The organism is Paenibacillus oralis, assembly GCF_003863965.1.
GTDB lineage: Bacteria > Bacillota > Bacilli > Paenibacillales > Paenibacillaceae > Fontibacillus > Fontibacillus oralis.
Map to the genome: position 1 here is coordinate 3020099 of NZ_RRCN01000001.1, position 23157 is coordinate 3043255.

General features: G+C 51.4%; 20 protein-coding genes and 1 pseudogene. 15 read left to right on the plus strand and 6 right to left on the minus strand.

Annotation, left to right across the window (positions count from 1 at the left end; genetic code table 11):
* Positions 1–168 precede the first annotated feature (168 nt).
* From EHV15_RS13730 to EHV15_RS13740, 3 genes are read left to right on the plus strand one after another with little or no spacing between them, the layout of a single operon-like run.
* Complete coding sequence (locus EHV15_RS13730) at positions 169–906, plus strand: ABC transporter ATP-binding protein (RefSeq protein ID WP_128631705.1); 738 nt, start codon at positions 169–171, stop codon at positions 904–906.
* Positions 903–2033 carry an ABC transporter permease gene (locus EHV15_RS13735; RefSeq protein ID WP_128631706.1) on the plus strand — a complete coding sequence of 377 codons (1131 nt, stop codon included), beginning with the start codon at positions 903–905 and terminating at the stop codon, positions 2031–2033. The genes EHV15_RS13730 and EHV15_RS13735 overlap by 4 nt, the downstream gene beginning before the upstream one ends.
* A 52-nt stretch (positions 2034–2085) precedes the next feature.
* The gene (locus tag EHV15_RS13740; protein WP_128631707.1) at positions 2086–2760 is read left to right on the plus strand and encodes a TetR/AcrR family transcriptional regulator; all 675 of its coding nucleotides are present in this window, start codon (positions 2086–2088) and stop codon (positions 2758–2760) included.
* A gap of 992 nt (positions 2761–3752) precedes the next feature.
* Here EHV15_RS13740 and EHV15_RS13745 read toward each other — a convergent pair.
* Both EHV15_RS13745 and EHV15_RS13750 read right to left on the minus strand, forming a co-directional pair.
* On the minus strand, positions 3753–5282 hold the full coding sequence (locus EHV15_RS13745; RefSeq protein ID WP_128631708.1) for an MFS transporter: 1530 nt from the start codon (positions 5280–5282) through the stop codon (positions 3753–3755).
* A 233-nt stretch (positions 5283–5515) separates the two neighbouring features.
* The gene (locus EHV15_RS13750; RefSeq protein WP_128631709.1) at positions 5516–6388 is read right to left on the minus strand and encodes a PhzF family phenazine biosynthesis protein; all 873 of its coding nucleotides are present in this window, start codon (positions 6386–6388) and stop codon (positions 5516–5518) included.
* Positions 6389–6572: 184 nt separating this feature from the next.
* Here EHV15_RS13750 and EHV15_RS13755 point away from each other — a divergent pair, with 184 nt between their 5' ends.
* The 6 genes from EHV15_RS13755 (at position 6573) to EHV15_RS13780 (ending at position 13612) form a co-directional block, all read left to right on the plus strand.
* Positions 6573–7025, plus strand: coding sequence for a flavodoxin (locus EHV15_RS13755; RefSeq protein WP_128631710.1), 453 nt, complete (start codon positions 6573–6575; stop codon positions 7023–7025).
* A 15-nt stretch (positions 7026–7040) separates the two neighbouring features.
* The gene (locus EHV15_RS13760; protein WP_128631711.1) at positions 7041–7679 is read left to right on the plus strand and encodes a hypothetical protein; all 639 of its coding nucleotides are present in this window, start codon (positions 7041–7043) and stop codon (positions 7677–7679) included.
* A gap of 90 nt (positions 7680–7769) precedes the next feature.
* Complete coding sequence (locus EHV15_RS13765) at positions 7770–9179, plus strand: deoxyguanosinetriphosphate triphosphohydrolase family protein (protein WP_128631712.1); 1410 nt, start codon at positions 7770–7772, stop codon at positions 9177–9179.
* 211 nt (positions 9180–9390) lie between these two features.
* Positions 9391–10245, plus strand: a complete 855-nt coding sequence (locus EHV15_RS13770) for a PRD domain-containing protein (protein WP_128631713.1) — start codon at positions 9391–9393, stop codon at positions 10243–10245.
* Positions 10246–10338: 93 nt separating this feature from the next.
* Positions 10339–12189, plus strand: coding sequence for a beta-glucoside-specific PTS transporter subunit IIABC (locus EHV15_RS13775; protein WP_178075845.1), 1851 nt, complete (start codon positions 10339–10341; stop codon positions 12187–12189).
* 13 nt (positions 12190–12202) lie between these two features.
* On the plus strand, positions 12203–13612 hold the full coding sequence (locus tag EHV15_RS13780) for a glycoside hydrolase family 1 protein (RefSeq protein ID WP_128631715.1): 1410 nt from the start codon (positions 12203–12205) through the stop codon (positions 13610–13612).
* Between the two features lie 129 nt (positions 13613–13741).
* On the opposite strand, the gene EHV15_RS13785 is transcribed toward EHV15_RS13780, so the two are convergent.
* From EHV15_RS13785 to EHV15_RS13795, 3 genes are all read right to left on the minus strand, one after another.
* On the minus strand, positions 13742–14902 hold the full coding sequence (locus tag EHV15_RS13785) for an ABC transporter substrate-binding protein (protein WP_128631716.1): 1161 nt from the start codon (positions 14900–14902) through the stop codon (positions 13742–13744).
* 71 nt (positions 14903–14973) lie between these two features.
* The gene (locus tag EHV15_RS13790) at positions 14974–15759 is read right to left on the minus strand and encodes an ABC transporter ATP-binding protein (protein WP_128631717.1); all 786 of its coding nucleotides are present in this window, start codon (positions 15757–15759) and stop codon (positions 14974–14976) included.
* Complete coding sequence (locus EHV15_RS13795; RefSeq protein WP_218571230.1) at positions 15756–16766, minus strand: FecCD family ABC transporter permease; 1011 nt, start codon at positions 16764–16766, stop codon at positions 15756–15758. The genes EHV15_RS13790 and EHV15_RS13795 overlap by 4 nt, the downstream gene beginning before the upstream one ends.
* A 191-nt stretch (positions 16767–16957) precedes the next feature.
* Between EHV15_RS13795 and EHV15_RS13800 the strand changes: the two genes are divergently transcribed.
* From EHV15_RS13800 to EHV15_RS38330, 5 genes and pseudogenes are all read left to right on the plus strand, one after another.
* Positions 16958–17641: a GTP-binding protein gene (locus tag EHV15_RS13800; protein ID WP_128631718.1), complete on the plus strand. Its 684-nt coding sequence runs from the start codon at positions 16958–16960 to the stop codon at positions 17639–17641.
* A 12-nt stretch (positions 17642–17653) separates the two neighbouring features.
* Positions 17654–18661 carry an ATP-binding cassette domain-containing protein gene (locus tag EHV15_RS13805; RefSeq protein WP_128631719.1) on the plus strand — a complete coding sequence of 336 codons (1008 nt, stop codon included), beginning with the start codon at positions 17654–17656 and terminating at the stop codon, positions 18659–18661.
* Positions 18662–18688: 27 nt separating this feature from the next.
* Positions 18689–19447, plus strand: coding sequence for a DUF364 domain-containing protein (locus EHV15_RS13810; protein ID WP_128631720.1), 759 nt, complete (start codon positions 18689–18691; stop codon positions 19445–19447).
* 14 nt (positions 19448–19461) lie between these two features.
* Positions 19462–20160, plus strand: a complete 699-nt coding sequence (locus tag EHV15_RS13815) for a class I SAM-dependent methyltransferase (protein ID WP_178075846.1) — start codon at positions 19462–19464, stop codon at positions 20158–20160.
* A gap of 490 nt (positions 20161–20650) precedes the next feature.
* Positions 20651–20833: pseudogene (locus EHV15_RS38330) on the plus strand (hypothetical protein); the annotation flags it as partial.
* A 334-nt stretch (positions 20834–21167) separates the two neighbouring features.
* Here the strand turns inward: EHV15_RS38330 and EHV15_RS13820 are convergent.
* Positions 21168–21737, minus strand: a complete 570-nt coding sequence (locus EHV15_RS13820) for a thymidine kinase (protein WP_128631722.1) — start codon at positions 21735–21737, stop codon at positions 21168–21170.
* A gap of 207 nt (positions 21738–21944) precedes the next feature.
* Here EHV15_RS13820 and EHV15_RS13825 point away from each other — a divergent pair, with 207 nt between their 5' ends.
* The gene (locus EHV15_RS13825) at positions 21945–23033 is read left to right on the plus strand and encodes a DUF3626 domain-containing protein (RefSeq protein ID WP_128631723.1); all 1089 of its coding nucleotides are present in this window, start codon (positions 21945–21947) and stop codon (positions 23031–23033) included.
* The last annotated feature ends 124 nt before the right edge of the window (positions 23034–23157 follow it).

Sequence of the window (23157 nt, forward strand, 5' to 3'; positions counted from 1 at the left end):
TGTGCGCCGGGCCGTTTTTTTTGTGCAATAAGCTGTCTGGTTGATCATTTAGTATTATTTGGTGAGTGATTACTCACTTGACTGTGGGGTGCGGGAAGAGATATATTTAAACCATCGAGGTGAGTGATTACTCACTATAAAATCTAGCCCCTTGGAGGAGTGAGGCTAATGGCTAAGCAAGAGAGGGATATTTGCATCCAAACTCGGAACGTCTGCCGTAAATTCAATGACAAAGAGGTACTGCACGGCATCAGTCTGGATGTGCGGCGCAGTGAGATTTTCGGTTTGCTGGGCCCGTCGGGCTCGGGCAAAACCACTTTCGTGAAAATGATCGCCGGCATCGACGAAGCCACAAGCGGGGAAATTGACGTGTTGGGCACGCGGATGCCGAAGCTTAAGATGATGAATCATATTGGCTACATGGCGCAATCCGATGCGATGTATGCGGAGCTCACGGCCAAGGAAAACCTGGAGTTTTTCGGCGCGCTGTTTGGGCTGCGGGGCGCCAAAATGAAACGGCGCATTGACGAGGTGATGGCGCTCGTCAACTTGACCGAGCATGTAAAGCGCCCGGTCGGCGCGTACTCCGGCGGGATGAAACGCCGCTTGTCGCTGGCGATCGCGCTGCTGCACGAACCCGAGGTGCTGATTCTCGATGAGCCTACTGTCGGGATTGACCCGGTGCTGCGCAAATCGATTTGGGACGAATTCGACAACCTTAGCCGGCAAGGGACGACGATTCTCGTTACGACTCATGTGATGGACGAAGCCGACAAATGCCATCGGCTGGGCATGATCCGTGACGGCAGCCTGATCGCCGTCGGGACGCCGGAAGCGCTCAAGCTGGAAACCGGCAGTGCCTCGATTGAGGAAGCTTTTCTATACTATGGAGGTGTTCGCGCATGAGAATCCGCGCCTTGATGATTCGCATCATTCGCCAATTTCTTCACGACAAGCGTTCCCTCGCTTTATTGATCGTTGCCCCGATACTGGTGTTGTTCCTGATGTATCTCGTATTCAACGGGGATGCATACCGGCCGAAAATCGGCGCGCTGCAGCTGCCGGCCGCATTGACGGAAAGTCTGAGCAGCGCTGATGCAGAGGTGACGGTTTACAAAACGGAAGACGAAGCGGAGGCCGCCTTGGCGCACCAGGACATTGATGCGATTGTCCGGATTAAAGACGGCGCTCCCAGCATCAAACTGGAAGGCAGCGCCCCTTCCAAAAACCGGGCCGTCATGCTGCTCATCCAGCAGACGATGCAGCGGCAGGCGGGAGGGGCGGCGGCCCCGGCACAGGCGCAAGCTCAGATGCAAGGACAGTCACAAACTCAGGCACAGGCACAAACCCAGGCGCAGGGACAGCCCCAGTTACAGGGACAGAGCCCGAGTCCGAACCCTGTCTTCGAATATTTGCACGGCGGGGCGGATATGTCCTCGTTTGACAGCTTCAGTCCGGTATTGATCGGCTTGTTTGCTTTTTTCTTCGTGTTCCTGATCGCGGGGGTGTCGTTTTTGCGGGAGCGCACGAGCGGCACTTTGGAACGGCTGCTTGCGACGCCGCTGCGGCGCTGGGAGATCGTCGCCGGTTACATGGCCGGATTCGGCATTTTTACCAGCCTGCAGGCGCTGCTGATCGCCGGATTTACGATAGGCGTGCTGGGAAGCATGATGGCGGGCTCGTTTTGGTACGTGCTGCTCATTATGCTGCTGCTGTCCCTTGCCGCGCTCAGCTTCGGCACGCTGCTGTCCGCCTTTGCCAACTCGGAATTTCAGATGATCCAATTCATTCCGATCGTGATCGTGCCGCAGGTGTTTTTCTCCGGCTTGTTTGATCTTGACACTATGTCGCCATGGCTCCGCTGGATCGCCCACATTACGCCGCTCAAATACGGCGCGGATGCGCTGCGGAACGTTATGCTGCGCGGGGAAGGCTGGAGCGCCATCGCCCTGGATGTTTATGTGCTGGCCGGATTGTCCCTGATCTTCATGGCGGGCAATGTGCTTGCATTGCGGAAGCATCGGAAAATATAGTACTCTGATTAGGACGAACGATTCGTACGTGACAAGAAAGGGGAGGGCCTCTATGTCGGAAGAGAAAGAGCAGTGGCTGGAGGATCTTATCCGATTAAGCGAGGAAACCGCAGAAACCAAGACGGAAAAGCAGGCCCGGATTTTGGAGGCGGCGATCGAAATATTTTCCGAAAAAGGGTTTGCCGCTACCTCAACCAGTGAAATTGCGCGAAAGGCCGGCGTGGCGGAAGGAACCATTTTCAAGCACTATAAGACAAAAAAGGATCTTCTCCTGTCCATCGCCGGGCCGATCGCGGTCAAACTGGTCGCTCCGTTTCTGCTGCGGGATTTCATCAAAATGATCGATATGCCTTATGACCGTGCTGATGAATTTTTCCGCGCGCTCGCCAAGGACAGACTCAAATTTGCCCGTGAAAATACGAAGATTATCAAGATTTTGATTCACGAGGTGCCTTTTCAGCCGGAGCTGCTGGAACAGATCAAAAGTCTGGTGACGGATTACGTGGTCAAGCGGATTGAGAAGATCATTCTTCACTTTCAGGAAAAAGGCCAGCTTGTTGAAGCTCCGCCCTGGCGGATCATGCGGACGGGGGCCAGCGTCGTGATCGGCATGATCATCACCCATGTGTTCATCGTACCGGACTTCCCCTTCGACGAGGAAAAGGAAGTCGAGATGACGTTAGACCTGCTGATGCACGGCATCGCAAGCCGGAGCGGAGAGGTTTAACAGGCTGGACCGAGCAGGTTTTGCAAACTGGACCGGCGGCCAGGTCTAGCAAGGGCGAGGGGGGGCCGAGTAGGCCACGGCTGGCGGAGCAAACAGGGCGGAATCGCCCAGCGAGCCGGAAGCAGGTGTAGCAGGCCGGACAAGCAGGGCCAAACAGGCCGGAGCAACTAGCCGGACAAGCGGGTTAAACAAGTCCGACCAGGCAGCCGAGTAGAATGATCCGGAAATAATATGGCTTATCTGCGGACGGGGGCCATGAATCACTTTGTTTTATATTAGTAGTCTTGTGCTCAGTATCGTCTCCATGAAATAGAGGAACTTTAGGGTCTTATTTTCCGAATTTGAGCCTATTCATCACCATAAGGGAACTTTTGGGTCTTATTTTTCGATGAACAGGTCGAAAGGCAGCCTTTTGCCACTAAATCGTGAAAATAGCGCCATAAAATTCCGCTATTTCACGCAACATAGGGGATGTCGCTGAAATAGCGCCCTTTTTTTCCTTTATGTTGTCACCCGAGATTTTCAGTAGACTAATTTTGCCGTTTTCTCAAATCTTTACTTCCATCATGTTAACGTTATTTCCAGAATCGTCTACTAGTTTGTTTGCCAAGCCTTGCTTCCTAAGCGAATCAACTGCAAAAGTGCATTTGATTTTCCGCAGATTCCCCTTTCCAAGGCCATTCGCATGCAAAAGTGCAGTTGATTCGAGCCCGTTTTAGAAAAAATTGTTTTTGGGGCCAAAATGGACTGCACTTTTGCATTTGATCCACCCTTTTCGGGGAGTTTCGACGAAAATCGCATGCACTTTTGCATTTCGTGGGACTTCGCAGCTCACATCGCACTCACAATCGCACCTGCATCGCGCCCACTTTGCCCCTCACATTACCTCTCACATTACTTCTCACATTACCACTTACATTACCACCTTCGAATCGCACCTATCTCGTACCTATATCGCACCTGCATCAATGCTTCGTTGCAGGCTTCTCCGTTTAAGGCCGTGCCTCCAAAGCCGGCTCTGCTGCAGGGGCGGCGGATTCCGGCTCTTTTTTCGCCAGCACTTCTTTTTTCAGAAACCAGCAGATAAAGAAGGCGGCGATGACAAACCCGAGCGAAATCGTAAAAATGTTTTGAAAAGCGCCGGCAAACACCGTCTGCACTTTAACCAGCAGCTCGGGATTTAGTCCCTGGGGAATTCCGCCGGTGGCGATATGGCTGGCCGTGCCCGCCGGGAGCTGGTCGGCCAGCACGGAAACCCCGTCCGAGATATGGCGGGCGAGCAGGCTGCCGAATACGCTAAGGCCGATCGTGGCCCCAAGCGATTGGAACAGCTGCACCGTCCCGAGGGCCACGCCGCTGTGCTCCTTATCGACCGATTCCTGCACGATCAGATTGTCGCCGCCAAACAATGCGCCGAGCCCCAAACCGAGAATGAAAAACGTGACGACCACGTACAGCACAGTGGTGTCAATCCCGATTCGCGACAGCAGGAAAAACCCGACGATCGGCAGCGTGAAGCAGACGATAAACAAGGAACGGTAAGGCACCTTGGTGATCAGGAACCCGTTCACGATACTGGAAGGGACCGCGCCCGCCATAAAGGCCATCATGAGGTAGCCGGCCGCCGTCGGGGTCAGTCCCATCACATTTTGCGCAAAAAACGGGAATGCCGAGGTTCCGCCCATCACGCCGAGCATCAAAATAAAGACGATCAGCGATAAAACGACGATATTGCGATTCCGGAACAAATGCAGCGGTATGATCGGTTCCTTCACCCTTGATTCGATGCGGACGAGCAGCGCGATCAACAGCCCGGACAACACGAGCAGGCCGATAATGATCGGCGACGACCACGACAACCCTTGGTTGTCGATCAGCACCGGAGCGAGCAGCAGGGACAGCAGGGCAAGTACGAGCGTGACTGCGCCCGCCCAATCGATTTTTTTGCTTTCGGTTCCCCGGGATTCGCGCATGCCGATGGAAAGCACTACAGCCGCGAGCAAACCGACGGGAATGTTAATCAAAAATACCCAGTGCCAGTTGACGTGCCCCACCAAATACCCGCCGACCGTCGGACCGAGCAGTTGGGGCAGGATCATCATCGGCCCGATCAGGCTCTGGATTTTGGCCCGCTGCTCCAGCGGGTAAGCATCGCCGATAATGACGAGCGCGATCGGCATCAGCCCGCCGGCGCCGATGCCCTGAATGCCGCGGCCCAGCAGCAGCACGGCCATCGAAGGGGCGATCCCGCTGACGATCGATCCGAGAATGAACAGTCCCATGCAGCTGAGATAGACGCGCTTGCGCCCGTATAAATCGGCCAATTTGCCGAGAATGGGCATAAACAGCGTGACCGCAAGCATGTACACGCCGGCCACCCACCCGTAGAGCGACAGCCCGTGCAGCTCGCGGATAATGGTCGGCATCGCCGTTGAGACGACGGTTTCGTCCAGCTCAGCGAAAATCAAACCGATGAGCAGGCCAAGCAGGACGAGGCTTCTGTTGTTTTTCACCAATGTCATTTCCAAATTTCTCTCCATTCCTTAGTTCTTTTCGCAGTTATCGTAGTACGGATTTTTAAACTGAATTTAAACACGGCTAAGCCGGGCGAGAGGTTCGAACCAGTCTCATGTCTCGGTCGCTTTTTATCATAGTAAAATTCGGGTATCGTCCAAAGGTTCCCGGGAATGAAATAAAACTCGGTCTCGGGAATGAGATCGAGTTGATATAAGTTAGCGGATGGTGCAGGTCAGCTTTAGATATTTATTTTTTTGAGTTCGATGTTTGCCGCCGTACCGCCCACTTGAATTTTTTCGATTTCCCGATTCGCATTGACGGTCAATTTAGCTTTGATCTCCGAGGGGCGGTTCATCGTATAACCTTGTTTAAAAATCAAATCCTCTGCCAAATTGTCCGGAAGCTTTCCGTTCTTATACAAGTAACATGCCAGCGCTCCATTGGAGGTGCCGGTTGCGCTTTCTTCCGGTATGTCGTACAGCGGGGCAAAATTTCGGCATTCCGCTTGAACCCCCTTCGCTGCGTCTAGAGCAAAGAGATGGAAGCCGACGACTTGATGACTGCGGCTGATTTCGGAAATTCGGGCATAATCGGGAGCAATTCGTTTCAATAAGCGCCGGCTTTTGATCGGAACCAAAATGTCGCGAAGTCCGGTCGACACAATTTGCACAGGTAATTCCTCATCCAGCTCGCCGGTGCCGATCCGCAAGGAGCCGGCGATCAAATTCCGGTCCACATGTTCGAAAAAACGCGGCAAAGCCTGGGTTAAAAATACCTCGCCGTTTTCCTGCAGCGTTACCTCCAGAATTCCGGCTTTGGTATCCAAGGAATAGCTTCCCAAACCAACCTTCCCTTGGGTCCACAACAGATAAAAAGCGGCTACCGTCGCATGTCCGCATAAATCGACTTCGCTATTCGGCGTGAAGTAGCGGATTTTAAAATCGGCGCCCGCTGTTTTTGCAAGAAAAGCGGTTTCCGATAAACCGACGATTCTGGCGATTTCCTGCATGTCGGCTTCGGAGAGGGGATCCGCGTTCAAGACGACGCCCGCGGGATTACCGCCACCCTCATCTACTGCAAAAGCATTTAAAGTGTAGACTTCGATCTCCAAATGAATTCCTCATTTCTTTAGAAGTGGTAACGGCAACATGAATAATGCTTCTACCAATGCTACTTGTTATCCTGTTAACGGTCAATGTAAAGGGCCGCAGCAATAGATCACCACTTATTGACAATGATAATCATTATCAATTATACTTCGTAATATCAAACCATAAGAATTAGGGAGGATGGGCATGAGCAAAATCATTATCGTTTATGCCAGCTTAACGGGCAATACGGAGGAGATGGCCGAGCTGATCGCCGAAGGCGTTCGCAGCACCGGAGCCGTCGCGGACTTGAAAATGGTAGAGGACTGCAACGCCGTGCGTTTGCTGGAATATGACGGCTATATGCTGGGGGCATATACATGGGGAGACGGAGAACTGCCGGATGAGTTTGAGGATTTTGTGGATGAAATGGAGGAATTGGACCTTCGGGGGAGCACGGCAGCGGTATTTGGCAGCGGCGATACGAGCTATCGGCTTTACTGCGGAGCCGTGGACTTGCTGGAGGAGAAGCTGAAGGAATGGGGCGCGGTTATCCCTCAGGAGAGCCTGAAGGTGGAGTATGGTCCAAGTCAAGAGGAGAAGGCATTGTGCCGGGAATTTGGCGCCAATTTCGCCAAAAGCCTGAGCGCCGTTACCTAAGCCATGGCCCGCTGCGTGTTGGATTATGAGCTGGAGGAGTGGCTGCGGTCGCAAAAGGCGCCGGGTTGTCCCGAATGCCCCAAATTAACCTGGCAGCATCGCGTTCAATACGCCGTAAGTTATGCGATCAACGACTATTTTTCACTGGATCCCGAGGTTCGCCTGCATACCCCGATTCAGGTGCTCCTCAACCGGCGTTGGCCGCGGAACAGGGACGTTTTTCCCGACCCGCTGCATTATTGGAAGGTTTACAACGACATCATAGGGCAACTGGTCCGAATCTCGGAGCCAGAGATATACGAGCATCCCATCGCTCTCTACGAAAAATGGGACACACCTGTCGCCGAGCTCGATTTGCATCTGTCCGTCATTTTTCAAGCTGTCTGGCAGCGGCAAAAGGACCAGAAACCGTGGGTTACCGTACAAAAGTTTCTGGTGGAGGATCACCCGGAGCTGGTGCGGGCTTTTACGCACATGGCCAACGTATTTTGGAACAGTGCTTTTGGCCAAGCGCCGGATCAAATCGAAATTTTCGCCCTGTTGGACGACCGCAAATATACGATTACGAAGGAGAAGCTGGATTTTAAGCAATCGCTCGACTATGTGTATTTGCTGGCGGAAACGGCCGGGGAGCGGCCTTTTTTTGACGCCTAAGCACAAATTATTTACGAATGGACTTTAAGTTCCGTACTTCCGCGGCTACAATAACATCAAGCGAAAAAGAGACTTAAGGAGTGCGAGAATATGAACATCCAGGAGTTAAGAGAACACCGGCAGTACCCGGACAATATCGGACAAGAAACCCACCGCGCGACATTTGAACGCGATTATTCGCGGCTGATCCATTCCCCGACCTTCCGCCGGCTTCAGGGCAAATCCCAGGTGTTCGGCGCGGGCACCGGCGATTATTACCGTACGCGGCTGACGCATTCGCTGGAGGTGGCGCAGATCGCCCGGGAAGCGGCGCGCGCGCTGCTGCGGTCCTACCCGGAGGTGGCGGCGGATAAGGCGGAGCATCCGGGGCTGATCATCGATCCCGAGGTGGTGGAGTGCGCCGCGATTTGCCACGATTTTGGACATCCGCCGTTTGGCCATAAGGGGGAGGAGGTGCTGGACGGCATTTTGGAGAAGCTGGTGGAGGATAAGGTGAAGCAGGCGCTGGAGGGCCGGAACGCCGCTCCCGAAGAGGAAAAGCATACGCGGGAGGCGATGCGGCGGAAATATGAGCATTTTGAAGGCAATGCGCACAATTTCCGGCTGATGATGTTTTTGGAGAAACGGGAAAATATCGACGGCCTGAATTTATCCGACGCCGTTCTTCTTGGCACGAACAAGTACCCTTACCCCGGCACCATGAACAAAAAAGGCCTGTACCTTCATGAATGGGAATACATTTCCTTCATCCGGGACCGCTGGGCGATTCCCGAAGGCAAAAAGACGTTTGAAGCGCAGCTGATGGACTTGTGCGACGACATCGCCTATTCGGCTCACGATTTGGAGGACGGCATCAAGGCCGGCAAAATCGAAGTGCACGAGCATTTTTTGAAAGATTCGCATATCGAGCGGCTGATCGTCGAAAAAATCATGACCCTTGACGACTTTTTCTGGGCAGGTTGGACGCCGAACAACATTTTGATCAAGGTAAAGGAAGTGCTCAGCTCGTTTCTGACGGTCTGGAATACGAAGATGCCGATCTGCGATCACGATTATTCCCGGACACGCAGGGAGGTCAAGGCCTATTGGGTCAGCTTGTTTGTGGGCAGCCTTGGGGTCATCGATGGGGACAGCTGGAAAAAGGTGACGTTCGTCAAAGAGGGCCGGGAAGACGAGGACATGCTGCGTACGGTGAGCGTGCTGAAAAGCTTCGCCTGGGTGACGATGATCCGCGATCTGCGGGTGCAGCGTCTCCAGAAGCGCAGCGCCTGGATCATCAAGCGGCTGTGGGACGCCTTCGTCGATCCGCAGACATCGAAATCGATTATCCCCGGCGACTGGCTGCGCCGGTTCGACCGCGACCAGGCGAAGGCCAAGCCGATCTGGACCTGGGAGCACATGATCATCGATTATATTGCCGGGATGACCGACGCCTACGCGGAAAAAATCTACAACGAGTTATACGGGCTGAAGGTCGGCACGATTTACGACATGGATTAACTTCCGAATCCGGGGTTCAGGGATTGTTGAATCTTTGTATTGACTCCAAAAATGAAAGCGCATATAATATAAACATATTTAGGATTGTGAATCTAAATAAACTATTTTTAGGCTTGTTACTTCAGTTTGAAGGCAATACCTAGACTTTAGATGTATTTTTATAATATATCTTTGAGTCTGGGTTTTTTTTGTTGGGAGGTGAGTATGAGGTATGAAGATTATTAGAATTTTTAACAATAGTGTGGTCCTTGTCCAAGATGCAAATCATGAAGAAAAGATGGTCCTTGGTAAGGGGGTCGGTTTTAATTCAAAAGTGAACGACTTGCTTGATCCCAATAAGATTGAAAAAGTATTCGTTCTGGAGACATCGACTAAAAAGCAAGTATTTGAAAAGGCAATGAAATTTGCTTCTGCAGAGTATGTAGAGGTTACCCGAAAAATCATTGCTCAAGCAGAAGACGATTTAGGTGTAACCTTTAATGATTCCGTATTTATTGGTTTATTGGATCATATCTCATATGCATTACAACGTTTCTCACAAAATGACAACCTGAAAAATGCATTAATTTGGGAAATCAAGAAATTTTATACTAAGGAATTTCAGGCTGCTTTAACTTCACTTGATATTATTGAAAAAGAAGAACATGTTCGCTTAAGTGAAGATGAAGCCGGGTTTATCGCCATGCATTTTGTAAATGGCCAGCAAAATGGTTCGGGCGAAAAGACTCCAATGATTGATGCAGTAGTTATTCAAGACATCCTGAATATTATTAAATTTCATTTTAAAATGGAAATCGATGAAACAACGTTTAGCTTTAGCCGGTTCATTATCCATATGCGTTACCTGTTACAAAGGATCCATCACGTGCACGGAACCAGGAATGCAATCGAGAATGAATTATTCGAGCAGGTATGTAAAAAGTATACCGATACTTACCGTTGTGTAAAAAAAATTTGTGTATATCTTGAAAATAAACTTAATGTGGCGATTACTGATGAGGAAATTTTATATTTGATGCTGCATATTAATCGCTTGACGTTAAGAGAAAAATCAATAGCGGAATAGGCTTGTTACTGAGAAATCAGGCAATACCTGAATGATGTGCATAGACGATTGTCCATGCCGTCGTTTAGGTATTTTTTTATGAGGAGGAAGAATATGAAGTACGAACAATTGGCAAAAGACATTCTTGCACAAATTGGAGGCAGAGAAAATGTAGCTTCATTAACACATTGCATCACGCGCCTTAGGTTTCAATTAAAGGACGATTCAATTGTCGATAAAGATAAGGTAAAAAATATTGACGGCGTTGTCAGTTGTGTAAATAAAGGGGGTCAGTTCCAAGTCGTTATTGGCACCCATGTGGAGGAGGTCTATCATGCCGTATGTGAGGTAGGCAAGCTCGACGGTGATTTTGGAGAATCGCCTGAGGAAAAAAAGGGAATTATTAGTGCTTTCTTTGATACGATTGCGGGTATTTTTGTGCCGATTATTGGCGCATTGGCCGGCGCAGGGATGCTAAAGGCTATTCTATCCTTAGCAACAACATTCCATTGGGTATCAACGGAATCACAAACCTATTCGATCTTATTCATGATTTCGGACATTCCCTTTTATTACATGCCATTTTTCTTAGCTGTTTCGGCCGCCAAAAAGTTTAAGACCAATCTGTTCCTGGCTCTTATTTTTGCGGGGATGCTGGTTCACCCGACACTTGTAGGGCTAAAAAGCTCAGGGGATGCGGTTGCTTTGTTTGGAATTCCAATGCATATGGCAACCTATACTTCAAGCGTTATTCCAATTATTTTAATCGTCTATTTCCAATCATATATCGAAAAATTTGCCAAGAACATTTCTCCAAAGGCTGTAAAAACATTTTTGGTACCCATCATTACGATTCTAATCGTGGCGCCAGTGGGACTATTGGCCCTGGGACCCATCGGAGCTTTTGTAGGGGGGTATGTTGCCGCATTCTTTAATTTCTTGAACGACAAAGCCAGTTGGGTTGTTCCTACTTTAGTTGGCGCCTTAAACCCATTGTTGGTCATGACAGGTATGCATTATAGTGTTGGGGCGGCACAAGCCGTGCAACGCGCGACGGTTGGCTATACCACCATTTATTCGCCGGGAGCACTTGTTAGTAATATGTCACAGGCCGCCGCTGTCTTCGCCGTGTCTACGAAATCCAAAAATAAAGATACCGCCGCTTTGGCTTCTTCCTGCGCCGCAACAGCTTTATGCGGGATCACGGAGCCTGCTCTGTACGGGGTAACTTTAAAGCAGAAGAGCCCGTTATATGCGACAATGCTTGCAGGAGGAATTGCCGGATTTTATATGGGAATTATGGGGGTGAAGGCTTACTCTGCAGGTACCTCTACCGTGTTTAGCTTACCGATTTATATCGGTCCGGATTCCTCGTTTATCCATGCAGGTATTGCAGTTGGTATTGCCATGGTTTTAGGCTTTGTGTTCTCTTATCTGTTCTATAAAGATAAAGAAATCACGCCGGCTCAGGAGGAAAAACCAGAACAGACCCATATTGAATTGGACCGCAATCAAAGCGAAGTGTATGCGCCGATCAAAGGCAGCCTTGTTGCGCTTCGGGATGTGAACGATGATGCTTTTGCAACAATGGCAATGGGCAAAGGAATCGCCATTGAACCAACCGAAGGCGTTGTCTATGCCCCGTTTGACGGCAAAGTCGAAGTTCTGTTCAAAACCAAACACGCGATTAGTTTACGTTCAAATGAGGGTGTTGAATTATTGATTCATGTCGGTATTGATACAGTAAAACTAAAAGGTAAATATTTTGAATCGCTTGTTTCGGTGAATGAACCCATTCAAAAAGGACAGGAACTCATCAGGTTTAATTTAAGCGAAATTAAACAAGCGGGATATGAGTGTGTTACACCAATCATTATTACCAATACGGGTGAATACCTTGATGTTATTGAAAGCGATAAGTCGAATGTAGGATTAGACAATATTATACTAACTACAATCAAATAGGAGTTTTAAAACTATGACATTTACGAATGAATTTCTCTTTGGTGGTGCCATTGCCGCCAATCAATGTGAAGGCGCTTATAATGAAGATGGTAAGGGTCTCTCTATTCAGGATTTGATGCCTAACGGTGTACGAGGCCCTCTAACTCAACAACCGGAGCCCTATAACCTAAAGTTAGTGGGGAACGACTTTTACCATAGGTATAAAGAGGATATTCAGCTGCTTGCCGGAATGAATGCAAGAGTGCTGCGATTTTCGATAGCTTGGTCCAGGATTTATCCTACCGGTGAGGAAGATCAGCCAAATGAAAAAGGGTTGGAGTTTTACAATAATGTGATCAATGAGTTAGTGACAAAGGGGATTACACCCATGGTTACACTTTCACACTACGAAACACCCTTATACTTGGCTCGGAAATATGATGGCTGGCGTAGTCGCGAGTTAATTGACCTTTTTGCCAAATTCGCCAAAACTTGTTTCGAACATTTCGGTGATCGTGTCAAGTATTGGTTGACTTTTAATGAAATAAACGTAACCCTGCTGTCACCATTACTCTCGGCAGGGGTGTTAACCGACAAAAGCCAGATCTCGATGGCTGAACGCTACCAAATTGCGCATCATCAATTAGTGGCGAGTGCCAAGGTGACCCGAATTGCTCATGAATACGATTCTACGCTTAAAGTGGGCTGCATGGTCGCTGCATCGGCCAAATACCCAATGACATGTAATCCGGATGATGTGATTGAAGCGTTGCATCAGCAACAGGAGTTAGACTATTTTGTCCATGTGCATTGCAAGGGGGAATATCCGTATTTCTCAAAACGGCTTTATGCAGAGCACGGAGTACAATTGGATATAACAGAAGAAGATCAAGCCATTTTGAAACATACCGTCGACTTTATTTCATTCAGTTATTACAATAGTAAAACCGTAGCTAAGGATGAAAGCCAATACCAAACATCGGCAGGCAATATTTTGCGGGGACTGCGCAACCCGTATGTGAACTATAGCGAATACGATTATCCGATTGACCCGCAAGGATTATATTATGTCCTCCACTATTACTATAAGCAATACGAGCTGCCCCTGTTTGTTGCGGAGAACGGGATGGGACATCATGATCAGGTTGAGTACGATGATCAAGGGAATCCGGTCATTAACGATGATTACCGCATTGACTTTACTCGAGAGCATCTAAAACAGGTTGATCGTGCTTTAAAGGATGGTGTGGATGTTTTTGGTTACGCTTCTTGGGGAATTATCGATTTAGTTAGCGCCGCTTCAGCAGAAATAGATAAGCGTTACGGCTTTGTATACGTGGATAGACAAAGCGATGGAAGCGGAACGTTAAATCGTTACAAGAAAAAATCGTACGATTGGTATAAAAAAGTAATCGAAACAAACGGCGCCTATCTTTATGAATAATTTTGTTACTTTCTTTATCATGTGAGTCTTATTTAAACAATAAGATATAATTAAAAAAAGCAAGAGCATTTAGTTTCGTGCTCTTGCTTTTTTTCTTGTAAGGCGTGCCTAGCAAGCCGTTTCATGGCATTAGGATTTTATCGCATTTTGCGTCAACGTTTTGTACTGCTCATCCGTCAAATCCCCGCTGTGGTAGAACAGCTTGTAGAAACGGTTCACTTCGGCCCGGAGATCGTAATTGAAAACATCCGGATACAGCGTTTGGGATAGCCAAATCATCCCGATATAGCGGTTAACGGAAGGTGGAGAACCCATCCAGCTGTACGGCGCTCCGGGCACCTCAAAGTAATTGCCGTCACGAATCGCTTTCATTTGCTTCCACGTGCCGTCGGAGGCCACGCTGCCGTAAATGCTCTGCGGAGCGAAGAAAATCACATCGGGATCCCATTGGACAATTTGTTCCAGCGAAACCTCATTGCCGCTGCCTTTGCTAGACGGGTTGTCCAGGATGGCCACATTGTCCCCGAGCAGATCGAGAATTTCCGCGTGAAAAGAACCCTTGGCGATGATATTGGTACCGGTGTCCCCTAAACTATACAGCACTTTCACTTTATGATCGCCGATCTTTTCCATCGTTTCCACGGTGTTGGTATATACCTCGTCGCAATAATCCGCCAGGACTTTGGCTTCATCCGGCATGCCGAGCACCTCGCCCAGCGTGTTGTAGCTGCCGGCCATCGTTTTAAGCGTTGCCTCCACGAAAATGACCGGAATGCCAAGCTGTTCCTGAAGGGCGTCGAGATCTTCCGCGATGCCGTCCTTTTTCTCGCCGATATCGATGATCAGCTGCGGCTTGGCGGCGGCCAGCGCCTCCATGTTCAAATCGCCGGAACCGTAAAATTGGCCGAATACGGGCAGCTGCAAATACTTGTCGTCGAGATAAGCGCCGGCTTCGTCGCTCCATTTGCCGGACAAGCCCACGAGCTTATCCGGGGCCAGGGAGAAAAGCACGATTTGCGCCAGCGATCCCGAAGGGGCGATCCGTTCGATATGTTTCGGAATTTCCACCTCTCGTCCCGCCGAATCGGTGAACACCACGGTTTCCGCGCTATCCGGCGACGGGTCTGCACTTTTCCCGCCCACCGCCGATTCCGCAGTGCCGGACGCGGCCTGTGCCGGATCGGCCGACGGCGCTGGTTGCTCCCCTGCGGACCCGCAGGCAGCCAGCAACATAACTGTTGCCAACAACGCAATTGAGATTTTCGATAAACTAAACCATTTTCTTTTCAAGCCGAACACATCCTCTCTTAAACCATTTTTCAAATTTCCAAAACAAACGCATCTCGCTTCTGCTCCGGGCTTTATGTATCGGAAATCGCAAACCGGGGGACGCAAACGGAGATTTTCCCGTCGTACAAACGGGCCAGGCTAATGTCCACGCCGTAAAGCGAATGGAGCCTTTCTTCGTTCAGCACGTCGCGAGGGGGACCAAAGGCGGTCACCCGGCCCTCTTGCAGCGTCATCACCGTATCGGCAAACAGCAGGGCCTGATCGGGGTTATGGGTGGACTGAACCACCGTGTAACCCGCATGCGTCAACTGCTTAACTTTGCTTAACACCCGCAGTTGATTGCCATAATCGAGATTGGCCGTAGGTTCATCCATCATCAGGATGCGGGCCTGCTGCGCCAAAGCTCTCGCGATCAGCACGAGCTGCCGTTCTCCGCCGCTTAGCTCCATGAACGCTCTGCCGCCCAGCCGGGAGATTCCCACTTGCTCCAGGGCTTGCTCCGCGATCAGCCGTTCTTGTTTGCCGGGGACGGAAAATACCGAAAAACTTGCCGACGTTCCCATCAGCACCATATCCCTCACCGAGTAGCCAAAGACAGGAGCATGGGATTGGGGAACAAAGGCGATATGGCGGGCCAGTTCACGCGGCGGCAGAGTACGGGCGTTTCTGCCGTCGATGACGATTTCCCCGGTGTAACCGGGAAGCAAGCCAAGGATGCAGCGGAATAACGTGCTTTTGCCCACACCGTTGGGCCCGAGCAGGCATAAGAGGCTGCTCCCCTGCTGGGTGAAAGTGACATTGTCCAGCACCCGATCTTTTTTATAGGAGAAGCTAAGCCGTTCCACGCAGAGACTCAAGCGGAATCACCCGCTTTCAGAATCAGGCTGATGAAGAACGGAGCGCCGATAATCGCGGTGAGGATGCCGATCGGAACTTCACTCGTCCACAAATTGCGGGAAAAGTTGTCCACGATCAGGAGAAACACTGCTCCGGCCAGCATGGAGGCGGGCAGCAGGCGCTGATAGTTGTTGCCGACCAGGGAGCGGGTGAGGTGCGGAATCACAAGGCCGACCCAGCCGATCATGCCGCTGACCGCCACGCTGGAGGCCGTAATGAGCGTGGCGCACACGATGACGGCGAGCCGGACAGCTCCGGCATTAACGCCCATCGTACGGGCCTCGGCATCGCCCAGGGTCAGCACATTGACGCGCCAGCGCAGCAGCAACAGCGGCACCAGTCCCAAAACCATTGGAATGACAATGAAAAGGACCTCCTCTTTTTTCGTGCCCGCAAGACTTCCCATAAGCCAGTATGTAATAGCCGGAAGCTGTTCGTTGGGGTCGGCCACCATCTTAATAAAGGAGGTGCAGGCGGAAAACAGCGAGCCAACCATGATGCCGGATAAAATCAGGCCGAGCACCTGCCTGCCCTTTGTTCTTCTGCTTATGGCAAGAACAAGGAGGACGCAAAGGATGCTGAACAAAAACGCGCTGAACGTGATTTCCCGCTTGCCGCCTCCAAGCAAAATAGCCAGCGCCGCTCCAAAAGCGGCCCCCGCCGAAGCGCCAAGCACGTCCGGAGCCGCCATCGGGTTTTGAAAGATCCCTTGATAGGCGGCTCCCGCCGCGGAAAGGCAGCAGCCAACAAGGCAGGCCAGTATGATGCGCGGAAGTCTGACATTGTAAAAAATCGCTTGCTGCTGCGCATCGGCGTTGCCTTCGGCGGGATGAACCGCCGCTAATATCAGCTTCAGCACCTCGCCGGGCGTAATCGGATAACGGCCCAGGTTCAAGGAAATCAGGATGACGAGCAAGAGCAGCAGCGCCAGCGCCGGCAGCATCCATCGATATCGTAAACTATTCAATCGGTTTCCCCACCTCCGTTAACGCTCATTTTTGTCGCTCATTGTAGCAATCGGCTGCGTATGTTGTCAAATGAAAAATTATAATTAGATATAAATAAATATATTTAGTTATAATTAGTGATAAATAACACTGCCGATTAGCTGTTTTTTTCAGTAAATTTAAAAATAATAAATTTTGTGGAGGGTGAAGCATGAAGTTGGTTACTGTAGCGGGTCCGCCTTCATCGGGGAAGACATCGGTGATTTTACAGCTTGCCGAGAGTTTGCGGGAGCAGAAACAAACGCTCGGCGTCATTAAATTCGACTGTCTTACTACCTTCGACCAGCTTCGTTACAAGGAAGCGGGACTGCCCGTACAGGTAGGGTACTCCGGCAAAGTTTGCCCCGATCATTTTTTCGTCAGCAACATCGAGGACGGTGTGGAGTGGGGGAGAGGAATCGGGCTGGATGTGCTGATTACGGAGAGCGCCGGCTTGTGCAATCGCTGTTCCCCTTATATCCGCGGCGTTTTGGCGGTTTGCGTCACCGACTGTTTGTCAGGCGTTCAGACGCCGCGCAAAATCGGCATGCTCAAACTGGCGGATGTAATCGTGATCACGAAGGGAGATATCGTCTCGCAGGCGGAGCGCGAAGTGTTCCGTTTCAATGTCCGCCAGGTGAACGGCCGGGCCGCGATTCTGTTTGTTAACGGCATTACCGGCCAGGGCGCTTTTATGCTTGGCAAGCATGTGGCCAAGGCTGCCGAGACTATGACGCTAAGGGATGCCAGGCTGCGGTTTACGACGCCGGCCTCGGTATGCTCCTACTGTACGGGAGAAATGCGCATTGGCGAGAGCTATCAGATGGGCATGATGAAAAAAATGGAGTTCAGGTGATGGTGGATGGTGATGAAATTTCAACAGCTGATCGAAACAAGTCCAATCGCTGAGATTGTGGAGTTGTACCCCATAGCACGCGATTTTTTGCTTAATTTCGGCCTGGATGACCTGCCTTGGGAGCGGACGTTGTCCGCCGCGTTGGAACAGGAGAATGAGGAACGCCTGCTGGAGTTCGGCTGCACCCGTACGGAAATTCCATTTCAGTTTGCCGCTTTTTTGGCGACGATGCTGGAGAGTGAAACGCTTGAAAGTGAAATCCGTTCGATTACGCTGCTTGGGGGCCGGGATAAAAGCGGCAATCCCGAGGAAATCAGCCTGACGATCCGCACCGGTGAAATCATCGGCATCGTAGGGCCTACGGGCTCAGGCAAAAGCCGGCTGCTTGCCGACATCGAATGCGTTGCCCAAGGCGATACGCCTACACGAAGGCGAATTCTGGTCAATGGCAGGCCGCTGGAGGACGAGGAGCGGTTTCGGATGGAGGGGAAGCTGGTGGCCCAGCTTTCCCAGAATATGAACTTTGTGGTAGACCTTAGTGTCGGGGAGTTCCTGGATATGCATGCCCAAAGCCGCCTATGTGCGGACAAAGAAGGGGTGATTCAGCAGTGCTTCGACTGCGCCAACCGGCTGGCGGGAGAGAAATTCGGCCTGGACACGAAGGTAACCCAGCTTTCCGGCGGCCAATCGCGCGCTTTGATGATTGCCGATACGGCTTATATGAGCGCTTCGCCGATCGTTTTGATCGATGAAATCGAGAACGCCGGCATTGACCGAAAACAGGCGGTGAATTTGCTGGCCAGCAAAGATAAAATCGTGCTGATTTCCACCCATGATCCGCTGCTGGCGCTTAGCGCCCACAAACGGATTGTGATCCGGGGCGGCGGCATCCATAAGGTGATCGAAAAGACGGCTGAAGAGCGGGAGAGCCTGGTTCGGATCGAGGCGCTTGACGAGGCGCTGATGGAGGTGCGCCGCCGGCTGCGCCAGGGAGAGCTGATTAACGCTCCGGCATTTTGAACTACCTTTTTAGACGGGAGGAAGGGTATGTGGGAACTATACGACGCGTTAATTGAAGGGATTGACGATTCCTGTACGGTGGAGGATTTGGTGTGCGGACCGGGCACGGCATTCGTACGCAGTAATGTGGGCTGCGGCTTCAGCGGAGCGCCGGCGGGAAGGACTAGACCGACCGCTCTCAGACATAAAAATCCGGGCATGAAGCTACGGGATCTTGCCGCATGCGTGAAGTCGTGGAATCTGCAGGAAGCCGGCATCGGCCAGGCGGCGATCAACGCCTACTACAATGCCTTGCCTGTCGCCAGGGCCAATGGGGTTCCCGTTTCCGGCGCCCGCTTTACGGAGGACCGGATATACGATCCGTTCATCTCCTACCAAGCGGCCATCCGAGACAAAAAAGTGGCGGTGGTAGGGCATTTTCATTATCTGGATCAGCTGTTCCGGCCGGTATGCGACCTGTCGGTTCTCGAATTCGAGCCGAAGGAGGGCGATTTTCCGTATACCGCCGCCGAATATATTTTGCCGGAGGCCGAATTTGTCGTCATCACCAGCGCCGCGCTGACCAATAAAGCAATGCCGCGCCTTTTGGAGTTGTCCCGGGGGGCCAAGGTGGTCATCGTCGGTCCCTCGACGCCTATGGCGCCGGTGCTTGAACAGTTTGGCGTCTCCGATCTGTCCGGGATCATGATCAAAGACGGGGAGCGGGCCCGGCGTATCTGCTGCGGCCAGGAAAGCGGCAAAATTTACGCGTCGGCTCAGAAAACCAGTCTGAGGTTTCAATCATGAATAGGGGGATAACGATGCAGTTTACTTGGAATGCGAACACGATCGGCTGGTTTAAGGCGGCCAGCGCCTACACCGGATTTCACGAAAAGCTGGCGGAGCGGCTGCGCCCCGTCATTGCAGGCAGCGAAACTTTGTTTGATATCGGCTGCGGCCTCGGGCTCCTGTCGCAGCAATGGCGTGACAGTGTGGGCAAAATCGTGTGCGTGGATATCAACGAAGCTGCCCTGGCTTCGCTGACCGAAGATATAGCCGCCAAGCAAATCGGCAATATCGAAGTGCGTCTTGGCGACGCCTTTGATAGCGAGCCATGGTGCGACGTCATCTTGCTGTCCTATTTCGGCAGCCAGTCGGCCGAACGCTTTTTGCCGTATTGCCGCAAACTGATCGTTATTGTCGATTGGGATGAAGGCAGTAACTTGACGGGGCAAAGCGGGACCGGGGCGGGCCGGATGCGGCTCACGGCGGGCAAGCTCGAGGAGCGTCTGCGCGAAAGCGGAGTCCGTTATTCCCGGCAAGAGGCGGCGCTGGAATTTGGCCAGCCTTTTGTATCCCGCGAGGACGCGGCCGGCTTCTACGGGCAGCACGGTTCGCGTTTCCCTGAGGGAACGGAGGCGTTCCTGAATCGGATCGTCCCCGTAAACCAGCCCCCTTACCGGTTTTACCTGCCGTATCTGAAAAGGATGGGGGTATTTGTGATTGAAGGGGAGCGATAACCAACTTAAAAGCAGGGGGAGCATGGGGGTGACAGCGATGGAATATGGAGCTTGAAGCCGCTATTCAGGAATTTGAACGTGCTGAAACCTTTACGTGGAAGAAACGATATGCCACTCTCGCCACGTTGCGATATAAGGAAGCGGGGGAATCCCACGAAATGCAAAAGTGCAGGCGGTTTTCGTCGAAATTCCTCGAAACAGTTGGTTCAGATGTAAAAGTGCAGTTCATTTCGGGTCAAAATCTACTTTTTTATCGTATAGCCCCAAAAGAGATGCATTTTTGCATTTCAACCGCTCTAAAATGGAGATTTACCGAGAATGGAATGCACTTTTGCAGTTGATCCCATCGGGCCTCTCCATGGCCTAGGTAACGTTATGTTTTGTAGTAAAGAACGTGTTTCGATCAGATGGAAAAATGTGCTTGATTAGGAGTTTTTTATGCAACGATAGACCAGGAGAGCAGGATCGGGAACAGGTACGCTCGGGTGGGGTGATCGCTTTACAACAACTGCCGGATTAGATCCGCGAAGCCGCTGTAAAAGTCAGGAAAAAGCTTTCCGCCTAATTCAGCGTTCAACTCCACCGGTAGATGGTAGCCTTCCCCAATTACATCAACGCTTACTTGCCAATTTCATGCTGCGAAAGTAGAGTTATAAAATTTCGGTCATGGTAGAGGGCGATGCGCAGGTAGAGAGGGGAGGAGAAGAGGACCTGGAGGGGGCTAAGGGACACCAGAGCCGTTATTTTCGGAAAAACCGAGGTTTGCAAAATGTAACGGACACAGATGACCTTATTTACCCCAAATCGGCCTGGATGAACGGGTTTAAAGCGAAATAAGGTCATGTGTGTCCGTTAGGCTGGGAAATACCCGGGAAATGGGCGGATAAGGTCGCTGGTGTCCGTTAGAGCAACGTCCACAGGTTGGAAAGGGCCGAGGTACTCGATGCTATTGTTCGGCCCGCCATTAAAGGACGCCTTCAGGCGTTTTTCTTACTCACTTTATACATTTACAGCGGCGGATTCGCGTGACACTTGCGGCAGACCGGGTAATACGATTCGTTGCCGCCGATTTGGATCTGCTCGCCCGTGTAGACGGGTTTGCCGTCTTCCACCCGCAGGTTCATCGTCGCCTTGCGCGCGCAGAACCAGCAAATCGTCTTCATTTCCTCGATTTTATCGGCGTAGATGAGCAGGAGCCGGCTTCCTTCGAACAAGTGGTTTTGGAAGTCGTTTTTCAGCCCGAACGCCATCACCGGAATATCCAGCTCATCGACGATCCGGACCAATTGCTTAATGCTGCCCTCGCTCAGGAACTGGCATTCGTCCACCAGCACGCAGTACAGCTTGGGAATGTGGGTTCGGACGATTTCGAAAATATCCGTCTCCCCGTAGATCGGGATGGCTTCCCGGCGCAAGCCGATCCGGGACGAGACGAAACCGACCTCATCGCGGTTGTCGATGGCGGAAGTAAAAATAAGCACGGGTTTGTTCTGTTCTTCGTAGTTGTGGGCAACCTTCAAAATTTCGATCGATTTGCCGCTGTTCATTGCCCCGTATTTGAAAAATAACTGTGCCAATCCAAGACGTCCCTTTCTCTAATCATAATCGTTAAACATGATTATTCTATCATAAATCAGCCCATCGCATAGATAAAGAAACCGCGAATTTTGGCGTTATTTAACGATTGTCTATAACTTCATATTGCTTTCCGAAGATTTGGCATATACTTGTGAATTAATAATTTGTGTTGAAGAGCTCAACGAGGAAAGTGCAGGTATCTGTCTATGAATTTAACGCATTCGCAAAGATTGGCATTAGAGCATGTTACGGATTACGCGGCAAAATATAAGGAAGAAGCCCGGCAAGAGATTCGGGAGATTTTGCAAATGGCGAATATTTCTCCCGGCACTTGCGAGGCTGCCATAGATAAACTGAAGGCGCATGCGCGGATCGCCATGCATTTTCATCCGGACAGGCCGGATCCGATGATGCGCAGCGTTGCCGAGGCGATGCTTCAGCAGGGATTATATAAAAGCCAGTTCGAGACTCTGCTGTCCAGCGGCAGTGTGACGGCCTACCCCGGCGGGGCGCGGGATCTGTGGGAGCAACGACTATTCGGCGGAGCCTATCCGTCGGAAAACACCGCGCCAGATGAACGGCCCAAATACGGCGCCCTGAACCTGATGCTGCATCCGGACGGGCCGGCGCCGCGGTTCGGGTCGTGTTATTTCCTGTTGGCGCCGGAAGTTACCCGCCGGGCTACCTTTACGTATATGGATTCCCACGATGACCCGAGGGAAAAAGGGACGCTGGCGGAGTTCGAGATGATTTTGGCGGCTCTGCTTAAGGAGATTTTTCTGAGGGATTCCGCGCTTGGAGAAAAGGACCTGACACCGCGGAAATTTTTCGAGCATGTGCTGGCCCGGTTGGAACAGCCGTTTCCCGACCCGGCGGGGAGGGGGCCGCAGCGCAACTTGAACCATTATATCGAAGCCCAGGTACACGGCGACATTTCATTGGAAAAAGACGTCGAAGCGCTGGTGGCCGACCCTTCGTTCAAAAACGTCCCGGTGGGAGAAACGCTGGAACAGCTATGCCGCAAGTATTCGATTAAGCTATACTGGCATCAGGGCTTTGCGCTTCCGGTGGAGGAGGTGCCCAGCGATTTTCGGGGGCCGGCGATGCCTTCTCTGGCAAAGCGTATTGCACCTCAGGGGCGCGTGGATGTCCGCATGATCCGCGAGGCGGCGATGGATTTGAAGCGCGACCCAGCGGCCTGGAGCGACCGGGGCGCCTATGCGGAAGTGCTGCAGGAACTTAAGCAGCTGTGGCATGTGCTGGTGAAGTATGGAAAACCGACTGCGGGACGTTAGGGAGAAGGTCTACCCCGCGAGAAGGCGTATCCCACGAAGAAGGCGTATCCCGCGGAAATAGCGGTAAAAAAGGGCTCTATTTTTGCCCAAGCAGGGTGCTTAGCCGAAATAGAGGAATTTTTTA

Coding starts and splice junctions, on each gene's coding strand:
- EHV15_RS13730 (WP_128631705.1), top strand. CDS start 169: ATGGCTAAGCAAGAGAGGGATATTTGCATCCAAACTCGGAACGTCTGC.
- EHV15_RS13735 (WP_128631706.1), top strand. CDS start 903: ATGAGAATCCGCGCCTTGATGATTCGCATCATTCGCCAATTTCTTCAC.
- EHV15_RS13740 (WP_128631707.1), top strand. CDS start 2,086: ATGTCGGAAGAGAAAGAGCAGTGGCTGGAGGATCTTATCCGATTAAGC.
- EHV15_RS13745 (WP_128631708.1), bottom strand. CDS start 5,282: ATGACATTGGTGAAAAACAACAGAAGCCTCGTCCTGCTTGGCCTGCTC.
- EHV15_RS13755 (WP_128631710.1), top strand. CDS start 6,573: ATGAGCAAAATCATTATCGTTTATGCCAGCTTAACGGGCAATACGGAG.
- EHV15_RS13765 (WP_128631712.1), top strand. CDS start 7,770: ATGAACATCCAGGAGTTAAGAGAACACCGGCAGTACCCGGACAATATC.
- EHV15_RS13770 (WP_128631713.1), top strand. CDS start 9,391: ATGAAGATTATTAGAATTTTTAACAATAGTGTGGTCCTTGTCCAAGAT.
- EHV15_RS13775 (WP_178075845.1), top strand. CDS start 10,339: ATGAAGTACGAACAATTGGCAAAAGACATTCTTGCACAAATTGGAGGC.
- EHV15_RS13780 (WP_128631715.1), top strand. CDS start 12,203: ATGACATTTACGAATGAATTTCTCTTTGGTGGTGCCATTGCCGCCAAT.
- EHV15_RS13800 (WP_128631718.1), top strand. CDS start 16,958: ATGAAGTTGGTTACTGTAGCGGGTCCGCCTTCATCGGGGAAGACATCG.
- EHV15_RS13805 (WP_128631719.1), top strand. CDS start 17,654: ATGAAATTTCAACAGCTGATCGAAACAAGTCCAATCGCTGAGATTGTG.
- EHV15_RS13810 (WP_128631720.1), top strand. CDS start 18,689: ATGTGGGAACTATACGACGCGTTAATTGAAGGGATTGACGATTCCTGT.
- EHV15_RS13815 (WP_178075846.1), top strand. CDS start 19,462: ATGCAGTTTACTTGGAATGCGAACACGATCGGCTGGTTTAAGGCGGCC.
- EHV15_RS13825 (WP_128631723.1), top strand. CDS start 21,945: ATGAATTTAACGCATTCGCAAAGATTGGCATTAGAGCATGTTACGGAT.